At 57.4% G+C, this 15,410-nt stretch carries 10 protein-coding genes; 8 read left to right on the forward strand and 2 right to left on the reverse strand.

Annotated elements, in window-relative coordinates:
* Position 1: 1 nt before the first annotated feature.
* Positions 2 to 616, reverse strand: coding sequence for a cytochrome-c oxidase, cbb3-type subunit II (ccoO, locus tag ACTG1K_RS13395; RefSeq protein ID WP_005336618.1), 615 nt, complete (start codon positions 614 to 616; stop codon positions 2 to 4).
* Positions 617 to 632: 16 nt separating this feature from the next.
* Positions 633 to 2,057 carry a cytochrome-c oxidase, cbb3-type subunit I gene (gene ccoN / locus ACTG1K_RS13400; protein WP_005336616.1) on the reverse strand — a complete coding sequence of 475 codons (1,425 nt, stop codon included), beginning with the start codon at positions 2,055 to 2,057 and terminating at the stop codon, positions 633 to 635.
* A 281-nt stretch (positions 2,058 to 2,338) separates the two neighbouring features.
* Between ccoN and ACTG1K_RS13405 the strand changes: the two genes are divergently transcribed.
* The 8 genes from ACTG1K_RS13405 to pyrD all read left to right on the forward strand — a co-directional run bounded on the left by ACTG1K_RS13405 (position 2,339) and on the right by pyrD (position 15,382).
* Positions 2,339 to 2,800 (forward strand): hypothetical protein, encoded by a 462-nt coding sequence (locus tag ACTG1K_RS13405; protein WP_139477031.1) that lies wholly within the window; start codon positions 2,339 to 2,341, stop codon positions 2,798 to 2,800.
* A 93-nt stretch (positions 2,801 to 2,893) separates the two neighbouring features.
* The gene (locus tag ACTG1K_RS13410; protein WP_279496215.1) at positions 2,894 to 3,352 is read left to right on the forward strand and encodes a GAF domain-containing protein; all 459 of its coding nucleotides are present in this window, start codon (positions 2,894 to 2,896) and stop codon (positions 3,350 to 3,352) included.
* Between the two features lie 102 nt (positions 3,353 to 3,454).
* Complete coding sequence (proQ, locus tag ACTG1K_RS13415; protein WP_005351923.1) at positions 3,455 to 4,093, forward strand: RNA chaperone ProQ; 639 nt, start codon at positions 3,455 to 3,457, stop codon at positions 4,091 to 4,093.
* A gap of 8 nt (positions 4,094 to 4,101) precedes the next feature.
* Positions 4,102 to 6,117 carry a carboxy terminal-processing peptidase gene (prc, locus tag ACTG1K_RS13420; protein WP_005351922.1) on the forward strand — a complete coding sequence of 672 codons (2,016 nt, stop codon included), beginning with the start codon at positions 4,102 to 4,104 and terminating at the stop codon, positions 6,115 to 6,117.
* Between the two features lie 143 nt (positions 6,118 to 6,260).
* Positions 6,261 to 8,885, forward strand: a complete 2,625-nt coding sequence (gene pepN / locus ACTG1K_RS13425; protein ID WP_440005696.1) for an aminopeptidase N — start codon at positions 6,261 to 6,263, stop codon at positions 8,883 to 8,885.
* 70 nt (positions 8,886 to 8,955) lie between these two features.
* A complete protein-coding gene (locus tag ACTG1K_RS13430) occupies positions 8,956 to 9,177 on the forward strand; it encodes a DUF2835 domain-containing protein (RefSeq protein ID WP_033136823.1) in 222 nt (73 codons plus the stop codon).
* A gap of 278 nt (positions 9,178 to 9,455) precedes the next feature.
* Positions 9,456 to 14,294 carry an NAD-glutamate dehydrogenase gene (locus tag ACTG1K_RS13435; RefSeq protein ID WP_440005698.1) on the forward strand — a complete coding sequence of 1,613 codons (4,839 nt, stop codon included), beginning with the start codon at positions 9,456 to 9,458 and terminating at the stop codon, positions 14,292 to 14,294.
* A 77-nt stretch (positions 14,295 to 14,371) separates the two neighbouring features.
* Positions 14,372 to 15,382 carry a quinone-dependent dihydroorotate dehydrogenase gene (gene pyrD / locus ACTG1K_RS13440; RefSeq protein ID WP_201974259.1) on the forward strand — a complete coding sequence of 337 codons (1,011 nt, stop codon included), beginning with the start codon at positions 14,372 to 14,374 and terminating at the stop codon, positions 15,380 to 15,382.
* The last annotated feature ends 28 nt before the right edge of the window (positions 15,383 to 15,410 follow it).

The following is a 15,410-nucleotide window of genomic DNA, read 5'->3' on the forward strand; positions in this document are numbered from 1 at the left end:
CTTATTTCAGGGCATGACCCAGTGATTGCAGATAGGCCACCAGCGCATCCAGCTCGGTTTTGCCCTTGACGGCTTCGCCCGCACCCTGAATATCGGCATCGGTATAGGGCACACCGAAGTGATCGCGGAACAGCGCCAGCTTCTTGGCCGTCATCTCACCGGTCAGCACATTGGTATCAAGCCAGGGGTAGGCGGGCATGTTGGATTCCGGTACCACATCGCGCGGGTTGATCAGGTGAACCTTGTGCCACTCGTCGGAGTAGCGGCCACCGACACGGGCCAGATCCGGACCAGTACGCTTGGAGCCCCACAGGAAGGGGTGTTCCCAGACGCTCTCGCCTGCGACCGAGTAGTGACCGTAACGCTCGGTTTCGGCACGGAACGGACGGATCATCTGGCTGTGGCAGTTGGTGCAGCCTTCGCGAATGAAGATGTCGCGTCCTTCCATCTGCAGAGCGGTGTAGGGCTTGAGGCCCTCCACCGGCTCGGTGGTTTGCTTTTGGAAGAACAGCGGAGTGATTTCAACCAGGCCCCCCAGACTGATGGCGAAGATGATGCCGACCACCAGCATGGGAACGCTTTTTTCAAATATTTCGTGACGGTTATTGTTGCTCATGGGTTGACCTCTTCAATCATGCTGGCTGGGCGACAGGTTCCAGAGAACCTTTGGGCGCAGTGATGGTGCGATAGGCGTTGTAAGCCATCAGCAACATGCCGGTGACGAAGAAGCAGCCTCCCAGGAAGCGCACGAAATAGAAGGGATAGGATGCCTGCAGCGCTTCAACGAAGCTGTAGGTCAGGGTGCCGTCTTCGTTGACTGCACGCCACATCAGGCCCTGCATCACGCCGGAAATCCACATGGCAACGATGTAGAGCACGGTGCCCACGGTCGCCAGCCAGAAGTGAACGTTGATCAGCTTGACGCTGTACATCCGGCCCTGACCGAACAGGTTCGGGATCAGGTGATAGACCGCACCGATGGAGACCATGGCAACCCAGCCCAGCGCACCGGAGTGCACGTGACCAACGGTCCAGTCGGTGTAGTGGGAGAGGGCGTTGACGGTTTTGATCGCCATCATCGGGCCTTCGAAGGTCGACATGCCGTAGAAAGAGAGGGAGACGATCAGGAAGCGCAGGATGGGGTCATAACGCAGTTTGTGCCAGGCACCGGAGAGAGTCATGATGCCGTTGATCATACCGCCCCAGGAGGGTACGAACAGGATCAGGGACATCACCATGCCCAGTGACTGGGCCCAGTCAGGCAGTGCGGTGTAGTGCAGGTGATGCGGACCGGCCCAGATATAGAGGGAGATCAACGCCCAGAAGTGCACGATGGAGAGGCGATAGGAGTAAACCGGACGACCGGCCTGCTTGGGCACGAAGTAGTACATCATCCCCAGGAAGCCGGCGGTCAGCAGGAAGCCTACCGCGTTGTGGCCATACCACCACTGCACCATGGCGTCCATGGCGCCGGAGTACATGGAGTAGGACTTCATGCCGGAGAGGGGCACTTCCATGTTGTTGACAATGTGCAGCACCGCAACGGTGATGATGAAGGCGCCGAAGAACCAGTTCGCCACATAGATGTGGGAGGTAGTGCGCTTCATCAGGGTGCCGAAGAAGACGATGGCATAGGCGACCCATACCACAGTGATGGCGATATCAATCGGCCACTCCAGCTCGGCATACTCTTTGGCGGAGGTGTAACCCAGCGGCAGAGAGATGGCGGCAGAGAGGATGATCGCTTGCCAGCCCCAGAAGACGAAGGTTGCCAGCGGGCCACCAAACAGTCTGGTTTGGCAGGTGCGCTGCACCACGTAAAACGAGGTGGCCATCAGTGCACTGACGCCGAAGGCGAAGATCACTGCGTTGGTATGGAGGGGCCGCAGACGACTGTAAGTCAGCCACGGGGTCTCGAAGTTGAGGGCAGGCCAGATCAACTGGGCTGCGATCAGTACGCCAACCGACATGCCGACAATTCCCCAGACAATCGTCATGACGGTAAACTGGCGAACAACGGTGTAGTTGTACTCAGGATGGTTAGTTGTATGGCTCATCGTTATATTCCGCTTCCGATGCTGCTGTTGTTTGGTTTTGTATCCGGAGGACCGGACTGGCTTCATCAGCCACCGCCGACCAGTTGTTAACATCTGTTAACGAAAGGAAAAGCAAAAGATGGCTAAATGAAAACTGCATGGGAATGATACTGAAGTGACAGGTAAAATAACAGTATAAACAGTGATATATTTGGCTCCGTCCGGTCTCGATATGGCAGTTTTTTACCTTGTTCGAGATCACAAAAAACTATTTTAATTGCATCTTAATCGGGCTGTTTTTGATGAAAGAGAGACTTACCGCACGTAAAGTTTTGCACCTCGTACTGGTATTGGCGCTGTTATTGGCGCTGATGGCCTATCGCACCTGGTTTTCGGCCGATAACAGCGTCTCTGCTGACCAGAAAAAAGATCAGATTTGTGATCTTTCCCACACCCCTTGCAGCGCGCTGATTGGTGACAAGCCGCTGACGATCGCCATCAAGGAGTTACCGCTGCGTGCTGAACATGACTTTGCCATCGCTATTACCGGCGGCGATCCGGCCATCAAGCCGGTGAAAGCGACACTCGAAGGCAAAGATATGTTTATGGGCACCATCCCGGTGAGTTTTGAGCAAATAGACGGACAGTGGCAGGGGGTAACCCAGGTGGGGAGCTGTACATCACCCGTCATGATCTGGTTGTTAAATATCGAGTGGAGTAATGGTCAACGCCAGCAATTGGCGCTTTCCGTTGCCCGGGAATAACGGCGCAAGAGGTGGGGAGTGGAAAAAATATTTGAAATTTCCCGGCCAGGCGTTACCTTCCCCAAACCATCAGGGAGTGAAGTTCATTTAATCATGATTGAAAAACAACCGTTTTATCGCACCCTCAACCAGCAGGCCAAGGCGCTGCTGGAGGGGGAAACCGATCTGATTGCCAATCTGGCCAACCTCTCCGCGCTGCTGAATCAGGAGCTGGCGGAGATCAACTGGGTCGGTTTTTATCTGTTGCAGGGCGAGACCCTTGTATTGGGGCCATTTCAGGGCAAACCGGCCTGCGTGCGGATCCCGGTCGGCCGCGGGGTGTGTGGTACGGCAGTGGCAGAGGGGAGAACCCAGCTCATTGACGATGTCCACCAGTTCGACGGTCACATCGCTTGCGATGGCGCGAGCAACTCGGAAATCGTGATCCCGGTGCGCAGTGGTGGCGAGATCATCGGGGTGCTCGATATCGACAGTCCGATTTTTAACCGTTTCGACCAGCAAGACCGGATTGGCCTCGAAGAAACGGTGCAAATTTTGGAAAGCATGCTCTAAGTCATTGCTAGATGGTTCGCAAAAGGCCCCAAGCTCTCTATAATGGGGCCTTTGTTGTGCTCGGGACGTGCCCGTGCGTTTATATGAAAGCCAAGGTTATACATGGAAAACACTGAGAAGCTGAAGAACAGTAAAGAGATCGTTGCCTACCTGGTCGAGAAATTCCCGGCCTGCTTCGTTGCTGAAGGAGAGGCCAAGCCGCTCAAGATTGGCATCTTCCAGGATTTGGCCGAGCGTCTTGCTGACGATGCCAGAGTCTCCAAGACCATGCTGCGTTCCGCACTGCGTCAATACACCTCCAGCTGGCGCTACCTGCACGGTCTCAAAGCTGGCCAGGCTCGCGTTGATCTGGATGGCAACCCGGGCGAGCTGCTGACCGAAGAGCACATCGAGCACGCCAAGCAAGCTCTGAAAGAGAGCAAAGAGCGCGTATTCGCCAGCCGTCGTACCAATACCAAAGAGAAGGATGAGAAGGCCAAGAAGCCCCGTCGTCCTGCTGTGCGCAAAACCGAGAAAGCTGATGTAGCTGCCAAGCCGAAAGCTGCCGCCAAGGCACCGGTCGCTGACGCTCCGCTGGTTAAAGTGGATGCCGCTACGCTGAAAGTGGGCCAGGATGTGCGCGTCGTTATGGGTAAATTCCCGGTTCCGGCAACCATCAAGGAAGTAACCAAGGACGATGTACAGGTCCAACTGCAGACCGGCATGATGGTGCGGGTCAAATCAGAGCACTTGGTTCTCTAAGGAGACAAATGTTGAAGCATGGCGTAATTCGTTTTTCCCTCGTTGCCTGTAGCCTGGCGCTTGCCGGGCTTGCACAGGCCATCGAGCCGGTGCTCAAGGAGAGTGATTTGCCTGTGTTGGCTCAAGAGAGCCAACATGCTACGGCCAGCAAGCGAATTACCAATCTGTTTACCCGCTCGCACTACAAACAGTTCAAGCTGGACGATGCCTTTTCCTCCGTGATTTTCGATAAATATCTGGAGAATCTGGACTACAGCCGCAACCTGTTTTTGGCCTCTGATATCAGCCGTTTTGAAAAGTACCGTAACGGTTTTGACACCGACCTCGAAAGAGGCCGTCTGGCTCCCGCCTACGAGATGTTCAACCTGAGTCAGCAGCGGCGTTATGAGCGGTTCGAATACGCCCTCAAACTGCTTGATACTCCTTTCGATTTTACCCAGACCGACAACTATGTGTTTGATCGGGAAGGGGCGGCTTGGCCCAAAGATGAAGCAGAGCTCAACGAGCTGTGGCGTCAGCGGGTCAAGTTCGATGCCCTGAGTCTCAAGCTCAGCGGCAAGGAGTGGCCCGAGATCAAGGAGCTGCTTGGCAAGCGTTACAACAACGCCATCAAGCGGATGTCCCAGACCGAGAGCGAGGATGTCTTCCAGCTCTTCATGAACTCCTTCGCTCGCGCCATCGAACCGCACACCAGTTACCTCTCACCGCGCAGTGCCGATCGTTTCAATACCGAGATGAACCTCTCGCTCGAGGGGATTGGTGCCGTGTTGCAGGCGGAAGATGACTTTACCGTCATCCGTTCTCTGGTGCCTGGTGGCCCGGCTGCCAAATCCAACCACCTCAAACCCGATGACAAGATCACCGGGGTGGGGCAGGAAGATGGCAAGATTGTCGATGTGATCGGCTGGCGTCTTGATGACGTAGTCGAGCTCATCAAGGGGCCCAAAGGGAGCAAGGTCAAGCTGGAGATCCAGCGCGGCAAAGGCGCAACTGCCAAGACCGAGCAGATCGAGCTGACCCGCGACAAGGTGCGCCTTGAAGATCGGGCTGCCAAGTCCAAGGTGATTAACGCCGAAGGCAAGAAGATTGGTGTCATCGAGATCCCGAGTTTCTACGTCAATCTGCACGATGACGTGATCAAGGAGCTCTCGAGCCTCAACAAGAAGAAGATCGATGGCTTGATCATTGATCTGCGCGGTAACGGCGGCGGCGCCCTGACCGAAGCCTCCGCCCTGAGCGGTCTCTTCTTTGCCAGCGGTCCCGTGGTGCAAATTCGTGATCACATGGGCCGTATCACGGTCAATGGCGATGACGATGGCAACGTCTACTACGGCGGCCCCATGTCGGTGATGATCGACCGCTACAGTGCCTCGGCCTCCGAGATCTTCGCTGCCGCCATGCAGGATTATGGCCGTGCCCTGATCCTGGGTGAAAACTCGTTCGGCAAGGGGACGGTGCAGCAGCATCGCAGCCTCGCCAAGGTCTATGACTTCTACGAGCAGCCGCTGGGTCACGTGCAGTACACCATCGCCAAGTTCTACCGGATCGACGGTGGTAGCACCCAGAACAAGGGCGTTGCGCCGGATATCAGCTTCCCGACACCGGTTGCTCCGGAAGAGACGGGCGAAAGCCGTGAGTTCAATGCGTTGCCGTGGGACAAGATTGCCTCCGCCAACTACGAGAAACTCGGCAACTTCGCCAGCGTGCTGCCCAAGTTGCAGGCGGCGCACGATGCCCGGATCGCCAAGGATCCCGAGTTTGCCTATGTGATGCAGGACATCGCCGACTACAAGGAGGAGAAAGACAAGAAGTCGGTCTCCCTCAACGAGGCGGAGCGTGTTGCAGAGCAGGCGAAACAGGATGAGAAAGCGCTCAAACGTACCAACGAGCGTCTGGCACGTCTTGGCAAGCCGGCGGTGAAGAGTCTGGATGAACTGCCCGCTGATTTTGAAGCGCCGGATGAGTATCTCATCGAAGCGGCCAATATCACGGCGGATCTGGCCAAGGTCAGCAAACGCAGCTGACAAGGCACCTCCAATGCACAAGGGCGACTGCGGTCGCCCTTTCTTTTTGTCTGGCGTATCTGACGTAATGCAAATTGTTTGACCCCGCCAGTTGGTTGTGACAGCCTCTTTCTCGCCTTTAACAAGCGTGGAAGCAGACAATAATGACCGATCACTCCCAGGCCATGACGGCCAAATATCGCCAGGATTATCAGGCGCCGCTCTACTGGATCGACACCATCGACCTCGATTTCCAACTGCAGGAGCCGCTGACCCAGGTCACCGCCATCACCCGCATTCGTCGCAACGGCGAGCACAATGCGCCGCTCGTCCTCGATGGTGAGCAGCTGACCCTCAAGAGCGTTGCCATTGATGGCATTCCCTGTGACCACTACGAACAAGGCGAGAGCAGCCTGACCCTGTTCAACCTGCCGGCCGAATGTGTGCTGACCATTGTCACCCTGCTGGATCCGGCCGCCAACACCGCGCTGGAAGGGCTTTACAAGTCAGGCGATGCCTACTGCACCCAGTGTGAAGCGGAAGGCTTTCGCCGCATAACCTATTATCTGGACCGCCCCGACATTCTGGCGCGCTACAGCACCCGCATTACCGCCGACAAAGCCCAGTTCCCCTTCCTGCTCTCCAATGGCAACAAGGTCGACAGCGGTGATCTGGATGGCGGCCGTCACTTCGTGCAGTGGCAGGATCCTTTCCCCAAACCCAGCTACCTGTTTGCGCTGGTGGCCGGTGATTTCGATGTGGAGCGCAGCCACTACACCACCAAGAGCGGTCGCAAGGTGGCCCTCGAGATCTTCGTCGACAAGGGCAACCTCGATCGCGCCGGTTTTGCCATGGAGAGCCTCATTAACTCTATGCGCTGGGACGAGCAGCGTTTCGGCCTCGAGTATGATCTCGACATCTACATGATCGTTGCGGTGGACTTCTTCAACATGGGCGCCATGGAGAACAAGGGGCTCAACATCTTCAACTCCAAGTTCGTGCTGGCCAATCCGGCCACCGCCACCGATAGCGACTACCACGGCATCGAACGGGTGATCGGTCATGAGTATTTCCACAACTGGACCGGCAACCGCGTCACCTGTCGCGACTGGTTCCAGCTCAGCCTGAAAGAGGGGCTGACAGTGTTCCGGGATCAGGAGTTCTCCTCTGATCTGGGCTCCCGTGGCGTCAATCGCATCAACAACGTGCGTACCGTCCGCGGCCCGCAGTTTGCGGAAGATGCCGGCCCCATGGCGCACCCGATCCGCCCGGATGTGGTGATCGAGATGAACAACTTCTACACCCTGACCGTCTACGAGAAGGGGTCGGAAGTGATCCGCATGATGCACACCCTGCTGGGGGAAGATGCCTTCCAGGCTGGTATGCGTCTCTACTTCGAGCGTCACGACGGCTCGGCCGCTACTTGTGATGATTTCGTGCAAGCGATGGAGGATGCTTCCGGTGTCGATCTCGGCCGTTTCCGCCGTTGGTACAGCCAATCCGGTACCCCTGAGCTGACTGTGACCGACGAGTACGATGCCGCCAGCGGCGTTTACCGTCTGCATGTGAGCCAGCACACCCCGCCGACTCAGGATCAGCCGCAGAAGCTGCCGCTGCATATCCCCTTCGATATCGAGCTCTATGACGAACAAGGTGCCGTCATCCCGTTGCAGTATCAGGGCAAGGCTATCGGCAACGTGCTTGACGTGCTGGAAGCGGAGCAGACCTTCGAATTCGATCGGGTGCTGGTCAAGCCGGTTCCCTCCCTGCTTCGGAACTTCTCTGCGCCGGTCAAGCTGCACTATGACTACACCGACGAAGCGCTCGCCTTTCTGATGCGCTTTGCCCGCAACGAGTTTGCCCGCTGGGATGCGGCCCAGATGCTGATCAACAAAGCGGTCATCGACGGGGTGGCACGGGTCCAGCACGGGCAGGGGGTTGAACTCTCCCAAACCCTGCTGGCCGCCTTCGTCGCCATTCTTGACGATAGCGATCTCGATTCGGCCCTCAAGGCGGAGATCCTGGCGCTGCCCGGTGAGGCGACCCTGGCCGAGCTGTTCGAGGTGGCCGATATCGATGCCATCCATCAGGTACGCGACGCGATCCACACCCGTCTTGCCGAGGCTTTTGGCGCGCGCTTGGCGGCAACCTATCAGAGTCTGCGTCTGAACGGTTATCGGGTGGTGCATGCCGATATGGCCAAGCGAGCCCTCAAAGGGGTAGTGCTCGGTTATCTGGCGGCGCTGGATGCGGAGCATGCCGATGCGCTGGTGCGCGAGCAGTATGCAACTGCCGACAACATGACCGACACCTTGGCGGCGTTGCAGGTGGCCAACGGCTATCTGTTGCCATGCCGTGCCGCGCTGCTGGCCGATTTTGAAGGCAATTGGGCCAAGGATGGACTGGTGCTGGACAACTGGCTGCGGCTGATTGGCAGCAAACCGGCTGCCGATGTGCTGAGTGAAGTGAAACAGGCGATGAATCACCCCACTTTCAGTATTCGCAATCCGAACCGGCTGCGGGCGCTGATCGGCAGCTTCGCCATGAGCAATCAGGTGCAGTTCCATGCGGTGGATGGCAGTGGTTACCGCTTCCTGACCGATCTGCTGATCGAGCTCAACGAGGTCAATCCGCAGGTGGCCTCCCGCCTCATCACTCCGCTTATCCAGTTCAAGCGACTGGATGAGGCGCGCAAGGCGCTGATCCGCGCCGAGTTGACCCGCCTTGCCAACCTTGAGGGGCTGGCACGGGATCTGTTCGAGAAGGTCAGCAAGGCGCTGCAGCAGTAAGTGTCGACGGGGCAGGGGCGTGAATGCGCCTGCCCCTATTGTGTGATTTGTTGTGTGATCAGGAGCAAGCGTGAAGCAGTTTACTTTTCGGCTCTCATTGAGCAGTGACGAGGTGATGCTGATGTATCAGGGCCATGCCAGACGGCTGGTGGTGCGCAGCGAACAGGGGTTGACCCTGGAGCTTGGCATAGAAAAAATACGACCCTTTGTCGCCATCAATGGTGTGCATGGCTACTTTCGGCTGAAAACCCAGGACGATTACCGCTTTATCAGTCTCGAACGCATAAATTAACAAAAATCGAACAGATTACCGACTGTTTATCTGCTTTATGTCACTATCTATCCGGTAAACTGGCACAAAGGTAGTGGGAATTTCTGTATTTTTGGTTTTTTACAAAATTTCTCACAGTTTAAGCCGTGATCTGCACCTTGTTTTTAACATCCTGTTAGCACCTTTCCTCGCCTTCCCTTAGCCAAGCCATTACACTTCGCAACAACTCTGCACCAGCGGGTAACCAGGGTGGTTGCCTCTGCGTCGGTGGTTAATGTCGTCCGATAAGGAATATAGAAATGGCATTGAAAGACGCCCCAACCTCAGTTCTGCTCGAAAACGTTCTCAGCCTGATCCATCAAAAGTTGCCCAAAAACAGCGCCTCTCTGGTCGAGCGCTTCGTTGCCAAGTTCTACGGCAACATGGCGAGCTCCGATCTGCACGATCGCAATGACAGCGATCTCTACGGTGCGGCCCTGAGCCTGTGGAATGCCCTCAATCAGCGCAGCGGTACCGATCCCTACATCCGGGTCTACAATCCCGAGCTGACCCGTCACGGCTGGCAATCGCCCCATACCATCGTAGAGGTGATCCTGCAGGACTCGCCCTTCCTGGTGGACTCCATCCGGATGGCGCTCAAGCGACTCAATATCACGGCCCACATGATGCTGCACCAACCGCTGCACCTCATTCGTGGTGCGGATGGCAAGATTGACGCCATTCTGGAACTCGACAACACCGACGGGCAGACCTCGGTTGAAACAGCATTCCTTATCGAGATCGATCACCTCACCAGCGAGGAGCAGATGGCCGCGCTGGCTACCGAGCTCAACTCGGTGGCCGGCGAAGTAGCGCTGGCAGTCGGCGACTGGCAGCCGATGCTGGCCAAGCTCAATGAGATCATCGACGAACTGCCCAAGCGCAAGCACCCGGTCAGCAAGGAGGAGGTGGCCTCCTGCGTTGCCTTCCTCAAATGGGTGGCTGCCCACAATTTCACCCTGATGGGCTATCGCCGTTACGACGTCAAGGCGGTGGAGGGGGATCACGAGATCCTGCCGCAGGCGAGCTCCAGCCTTGGGCTGATGAAGAACTCCATCAAGGAGGTGGGTCAGCGCCTTGGCAACATGCCGGCCAGCGCCCGTCACGCTGCTCTGAGTTCTGACCTGCTGATCCTCACCAAATCCAACAGCAAGTCCCGGGTACACCGTCCGGCTTATGTGGATTACATCGGCATCAAGCGCTTTGACGAGCATGGCAAGGTGATCGGGGAAGATCGCTTCATCGGCCTCTACGCCTCTTCCATCTACAACACCAGCGCGACCCAGATCCCGCTCATCAGCCATCGTCTCGAGCGCATCATGGCCGCCTCCGGTCACGAGAAGGGCTCCCACGCCTACAAGGCGCTGCTGAACGTATTGGAAACCTATCCCCGTGACGAGCTGATCCAGGCCCGCGAAGAGGAGCTGTTGGCCACCGGCCTTGGCGTGCTGGAGATGCAGGAGCGGGACATGCTGCGGCTGTTCGTGCGCCGGGATGTGTACGGCCGTTTCTTCTCCTGCATGGTCTATGTCACCAAGGAGCGCTACAACACGGCGCTGCGGATCAAGACCCAGCAAATTTTGCAGAAGTATTTTGGCAGCAACGAAGAGGTGGAGTTCAACGTCTACTTCACCGAAGGCGTGCTGGCGCGGACCCACTACATAGTGCGGGTCAACAACAACAACGTGGATGTGGATGTGAACGAAGTACAGAACAACCTGATTGAAGCGGCCCGCAGCTGGGACGATCGACTCGACTCCGTGCTGCTTTCCCACTATGGCGAGGCCCGTGGTAACGAGCTGCGCCGCCGTTTCAGCACCGCATTCCCCCGTGCTTACAAGGAAGATGTGCTGCCTGGCTCGGCCGTGGCCGATATCATGGCGCTCGATAACCTGAGCGAAGCCGAGCCGCTGGGCATGCTGTTCTACCGCGCGCAGGAGGAGGAGAACGACCGTCGGGTACGGCTCAAGCTGTTCCATCGCACCGAGCCCATTCACCTCTCCGATGTGCTGCCGATGCTGGAGAACATGGGGCTGCGGGTGATCGGCGAGACCCCGTATCAGGTACGTACTCCTGCTGGCGATCTGTTCTGGATCCTCGACTTCTCCATGTTGCTGCACGGCGAGCAGCCCTTTGATCTGGCCCAGAGCCAGCAGCGCTTCCAGCAGGCGTTTGCCGCCATCTGGAACAAGCAGCTGGAAGATGACGGCTTCAACCGGTTGGTGTTGGGGGCGGGTCTCACTGGCCGTCAGGTCTCGGTGCTGCGCGCCTATGCCAAATACATGCGCCAGACCGGTGTCTCCTTCAGCCAGTCCTATATCGAAGAGACCCTGACCCGCTACCCGGATATTGCCCAACTGCTGTTCACTCTGTTCGAACAGCGCCTGGATCCTGCCGGTAAGCAGGACGCCAAGGTTCAGGCCAAGCTTCACGAGGAGCTTGCCGCCAAGCTGGATCAGGTGGCCAACCTGGATGACGATCGCATCATCCGCCGCTATGTGGAGATGATTGACGCTACCCTGCGCACCAACTACTACCAGCTGGACAAGGCGGGCAACATCAAGCCCTACATATCCTTCAAACTGGCGCCGTCCAGCATCACCGACATGCCGCTGCCGCTGCCGAAATTCGAGATCTTCGTCTACTCACCGCGAGTGGAAGGGGTGCATCTGCGCTGGGGCAAGGTGGCCCGTGGTGGCCTGCGCTGGTCCGATCGAAAAGAGGACTTCCGCACCGAGGTATTGGGTTTGGTGAAAGCCCAGCAGGTGAAGAACACCGTCATCGTGCCGGTCGGTGCCAAGGGCGGCTTCTACTGCAAACAGATGCCGGCGGGGGCCCCCCGTGCCGTGATCCAGGAAGAGGGCAAGGCCTGCTATCGCCTGTTTATCCGCGGCCTGCTCGATGTGACCGACAACATCATCGGCGGCGAGGTGATCCCGCCGAAATCCGTGGTGCGTCACGACGAGGATGATTACTACCTGGTAGTGGCTGCCGACAAGGGCACCGCGACCTTCTCCGACATAGCCAACGAGATAAGCCTGGAATACGGCCACTGGCTGGGTGATGCGTTCGCCTCCGGCGGCTCGGTCGGTTACGACCACAAGAAGATGGGCATCACCGCCCGTGGCGCCTGGGAGTCGGTCAAGCGTCACTTCCGCGAGATCGGCGTCAACTGCCAGACCACCGATTTTACCTGTGTGGGGATCGGCGATATGGCGGGGGACGTGTTCGGCAACGGCATGCTGCTCTCTGAGCACACCCGGCTGGTGGGCGCGTTCAACCACATGCATATCTTCGTTGACCCAACTCCGGATGCGGCCAAGAGTTTTGTCGAACGCCAGCGCCTATTCGATCTGCCGGGATCCAGCTGGGATGACTACAACCGCGAGCTGATATCACAGGGCGGCGGCATCTTCCTGCGCTCGGCCAAGTCCATCAAGCTGAGCCCAGAAATGCAGACCCTGCTAGGTACCGACAAGACCAGCATGGCCCCGAACGAGCTGATCAAGGCGCTGCTCTGCCTCAATGTCGATCTGCTGTGGAACGGCGGCATCGGCACCTATGTGAAAAGCGCCCGTGAGAGCGATGGGGAAGTTGGGGATCGCAGCAACGACGCATTGCGAGTCAATGGCCGCGATCTGCGGGCCCGCATCGTGGGCGAGGGGGGTAACCTCGGCTTTACCCAGCTCGGCCGGGTGGAGTACGCCAGTCAGGGCGGTCGCATCAACACCGATTTTACCGACAACGTGGGCGGGGTGGACTGCTCCGATAACGAGGTGAACATCAAGATCCTGCTGAACCAGTTGGTGGCGGCAGGGGATCTGACCCTCAAGCAACGTAACCAGATGCTGTATGAGATGACCGACGACGTGGCGCATATCGTGATCACCAATGCCTATCGCCAGTCCCAGTCCATCTCGGTCACCAGCTTCCGCGGCTCTGAACAACTGAAAGAGCAGCAGCGCTTTATTCAGGGGCTGGAGCGGGAAGGCAAGCTCGATCGTGCGCTGGAGTTCCTGCCCTCTGACGAGGAGCTCTCCGAACGGATGGCGGCAGGGCAAGGGCTGACCCGCCCCGAACTGGCGGTGCTGGTGGCCTACGGCAAGATGGTGCTGAAAGAGCAGCTCAATTGCCCGGAAGTGACCGACGAGCCCTTCCTCGCCAACATGCTGGTCACCAGCTTCCCGGCCAAGGTGCAGCAGCAGTTTGGTACCCAGCTGGCCGATCACCCGCTACGTGGCGAGATCATCGCTACCCGGGTGGCCAACATGTTGGTCAATGACATGGGGCTCAACTTCGCCAGCCGGATGAAGGACGAGACCGGTGCCTCGGTCGCCGAAGTGGCCTGCTGCTTCGCCATGGCCCGCGAAGTGTTTGGCATGAACCAGCTGTGGCGCGATATCGAAGGGTGTGACAACCTGGTGGATGCCCAGACTCAGCTCGAGCTGATGTTCTACAGCCGCCGCATTGTGCGCCGTGCCACCCGCTGGTTCCTGCGTGCCCGCAATCGCAGCTGGAGCATTAGCGAGAACATCGCCTTCTTCCGTCCGGCGTTCGAGACCTTAGGGAAGCACCTCTACGAGGTGATGGATGAGAGCGAAGTGGCCGAGCATCGTCAGGCTGTTGCCAAGTGGATGGAGAAACAGGTGCCGGAGGCCATTGCCCGTCAGGTCGCCCATATGAGCAGCCTCTTCTCCAGCCTGGATCTGGCGCAGATTGCCGCGGAGCACAAGACCGATATCCTGCGTGCCGCCAACGTTTACTATCGCCTCGGTGCCAAACTGGATCTGCATTGGTTCCTTGACCAGATCAACCATCAGCCGGTCGGCAACCACTGGCAGGCGATGGCGCGAGCCTCCTTCCGCGAAGATCTGGACTGGCAGCAACGCAGTCTCACTTCTGTGGTACTGGAAGGGTGCAAAGATCAGGGAGAATGCGCTACCATACTGGCCGACTGGATTTCGGAGCATGAACAACTCTTGTCCCGTTGGACCCACATGTTGGCCGACTTCAAGACCACCAGCACTCACGAGTTCGCCAAGTTCTCGGTGGCCTTGCGAGAGTTGAACCTGCTCCAGTTGAATTGTCGGGCACTTTAATTGCCAGATTAAGGCATGACACCGACATTACACCCAAAGCCCCGGCCAGTCGCCGGGGCTTTCTTTAAGGAGCAAAGATGTTGTACCCCATCGCCAGGCATTTCCTGTTCAAGCTCAATCCGGAACAGGCTCACGATCTCTCCATGAAATATTTGCCCCGCCTTCTCGGTACGCCACTCGATTGTTTCTTCCGCCAGAATTTGCCGAAACGCCCCGTCACTGTCATGGGGCTTTCTTTTGCCAATCCGGTGGGATTGGCGGCCGGTCTGGATAAAGATGGTGAGTGCATTGACGCGCTGGGCGCCATGGGATTTGGCTTTATCGAGGTCGGAACCGTCACCCCCAGACCCCAGAGCGGCAATGACAAGCCCCGCCTGTTCCGGGTTATTCCGGCAGAGGGGATCATCAACCGGATGGGATTCAACAACAAGGGGGTGGATCATCTGGTGGCCAAGGTAAAAGAGGCCAAATATCAGGGAGTCATCGGCATTAATATCGGCAAAAACAAAGACACTCCCATCGAACAGGGCAAGGATGATTACCTGATCTGCATGGACAAGGTTTATGATCATGCCGGTTATATTGCCGTCAATATCTCTTCCCCCAACACCCCGGGGTTGCGTTCGCTGCAATATGGCGAGGCGCTGGATGAATTGCTGGCAGCCCTCAAGGTGCGTCAGCAAGAGCTGGCCGCCCAATATAAAAAGTATGTGCCGCTGGCGGTTAAAATTGCCCCGGATTTAAGCCTTGAAGAAATAGAACAGGTGGCCGCTTCGTTGGTACGGAATGGTATTGATGGGGTTATTGCCACCAATACCACCCTCGAGCGCGAGATGATTTATGACATGCCCCACGCCGGTGAAGCGGGTGGCCTGAGTGGTCGTCCGCTGCAGCATAAGAGTACCGAGGTGATCCGTCATCTGGCCAAGGCGCTCAATGGTGCTCTGCCAATTATCGGGGTGGGTGGTATTGATAGTGCCATGGCCGCCCGTGAAAAATTGGCCGCCGGTGCCAGTCTGGTACAAATTTATAGCGGCTTTATTTATAAAGGGCCGGGGCTGGTCAAAGAGATTGTGACCAATATTTAAGAAATAGATGGCGGAGCCCTTTATTTGA

The sequence above is a fragment of the Aeromonas sp. 102P genome (genome assembly GCF_051920345.1).
Lineage (GTDB): Bacteria > Pseudomonadota > Gammaproteobacteria > Enterobacterales > Aeromonadaceae > Aeromonas > Aeromonas veronii.

What these genes read in the sequence shown, in the direction of transcription:
- ccoO (WP_005336618.1), bottom strand. Translation starts at nt 616, where the DNA reads ATGAGCAACAATAACCGTCACGAAATATTTGAAAAAAGCGTTCCCATG.
- ccoN (WP_005336616.1), bottom strand. Translation starts at nt 2,057, where the DNA reads ATGAGCCATACAACTAACCATCCTGAGTACAACTACACCGTTGTTCGC.
- ACTG1K_RS13405 (WP_139477031.1), top strand. Translation starts at nt 2,339, where the DNA reads ATGAAAGAGAGACTTACCGCACGTAAAGTTTTGCACCTCGTACTGGTA.
- ACTG1K_RS13410 (WP_279496215.1), top strand. Translation starts at nt 2,894, where the DNA reads ATGATTGAAAAACAACCGTTTTATCGCACCCTCAACCAGCAGGCCAAG.
- proQ (WP_005351923.1), top strand. Translation starts at nt 3,455, where the DNA reads ATGGAAAACACTGAGAAGCTGAAGAACAGTAAAGAGATCGTTGCCTAC.
- prc (WP_005351922.1), top strand. Translation starts at nt 4,102, where the DNA reads ATGTTGAAGCATGGCGTAATTCGTTTTTCCCTCGTTGCCTGTAGCCTG.
- pepN (WP_440005696.1), top strand. Translation starts at nt 6,261, where the DNA reads ATGACCGATCACTCCCAGGCCATGACGGCCAAATATCGCCAGGATTAT.
- ACTG1K_RS13435 (WP_440005698.1), top strand. Translation starts at nt 9,456, where the DNA reads ATGGCATTGAAAGACGCCCCAACCTCAGTTCTGCTCGAAAACGTTCTC.
- pyrD (WP_201974259.1), top strand. Translation starts at nt 14,372, where the DNA reads ATGTTGTACCCCATCGCCAGGCATTTCCTGTTCAAGCTCAATCCGGAA.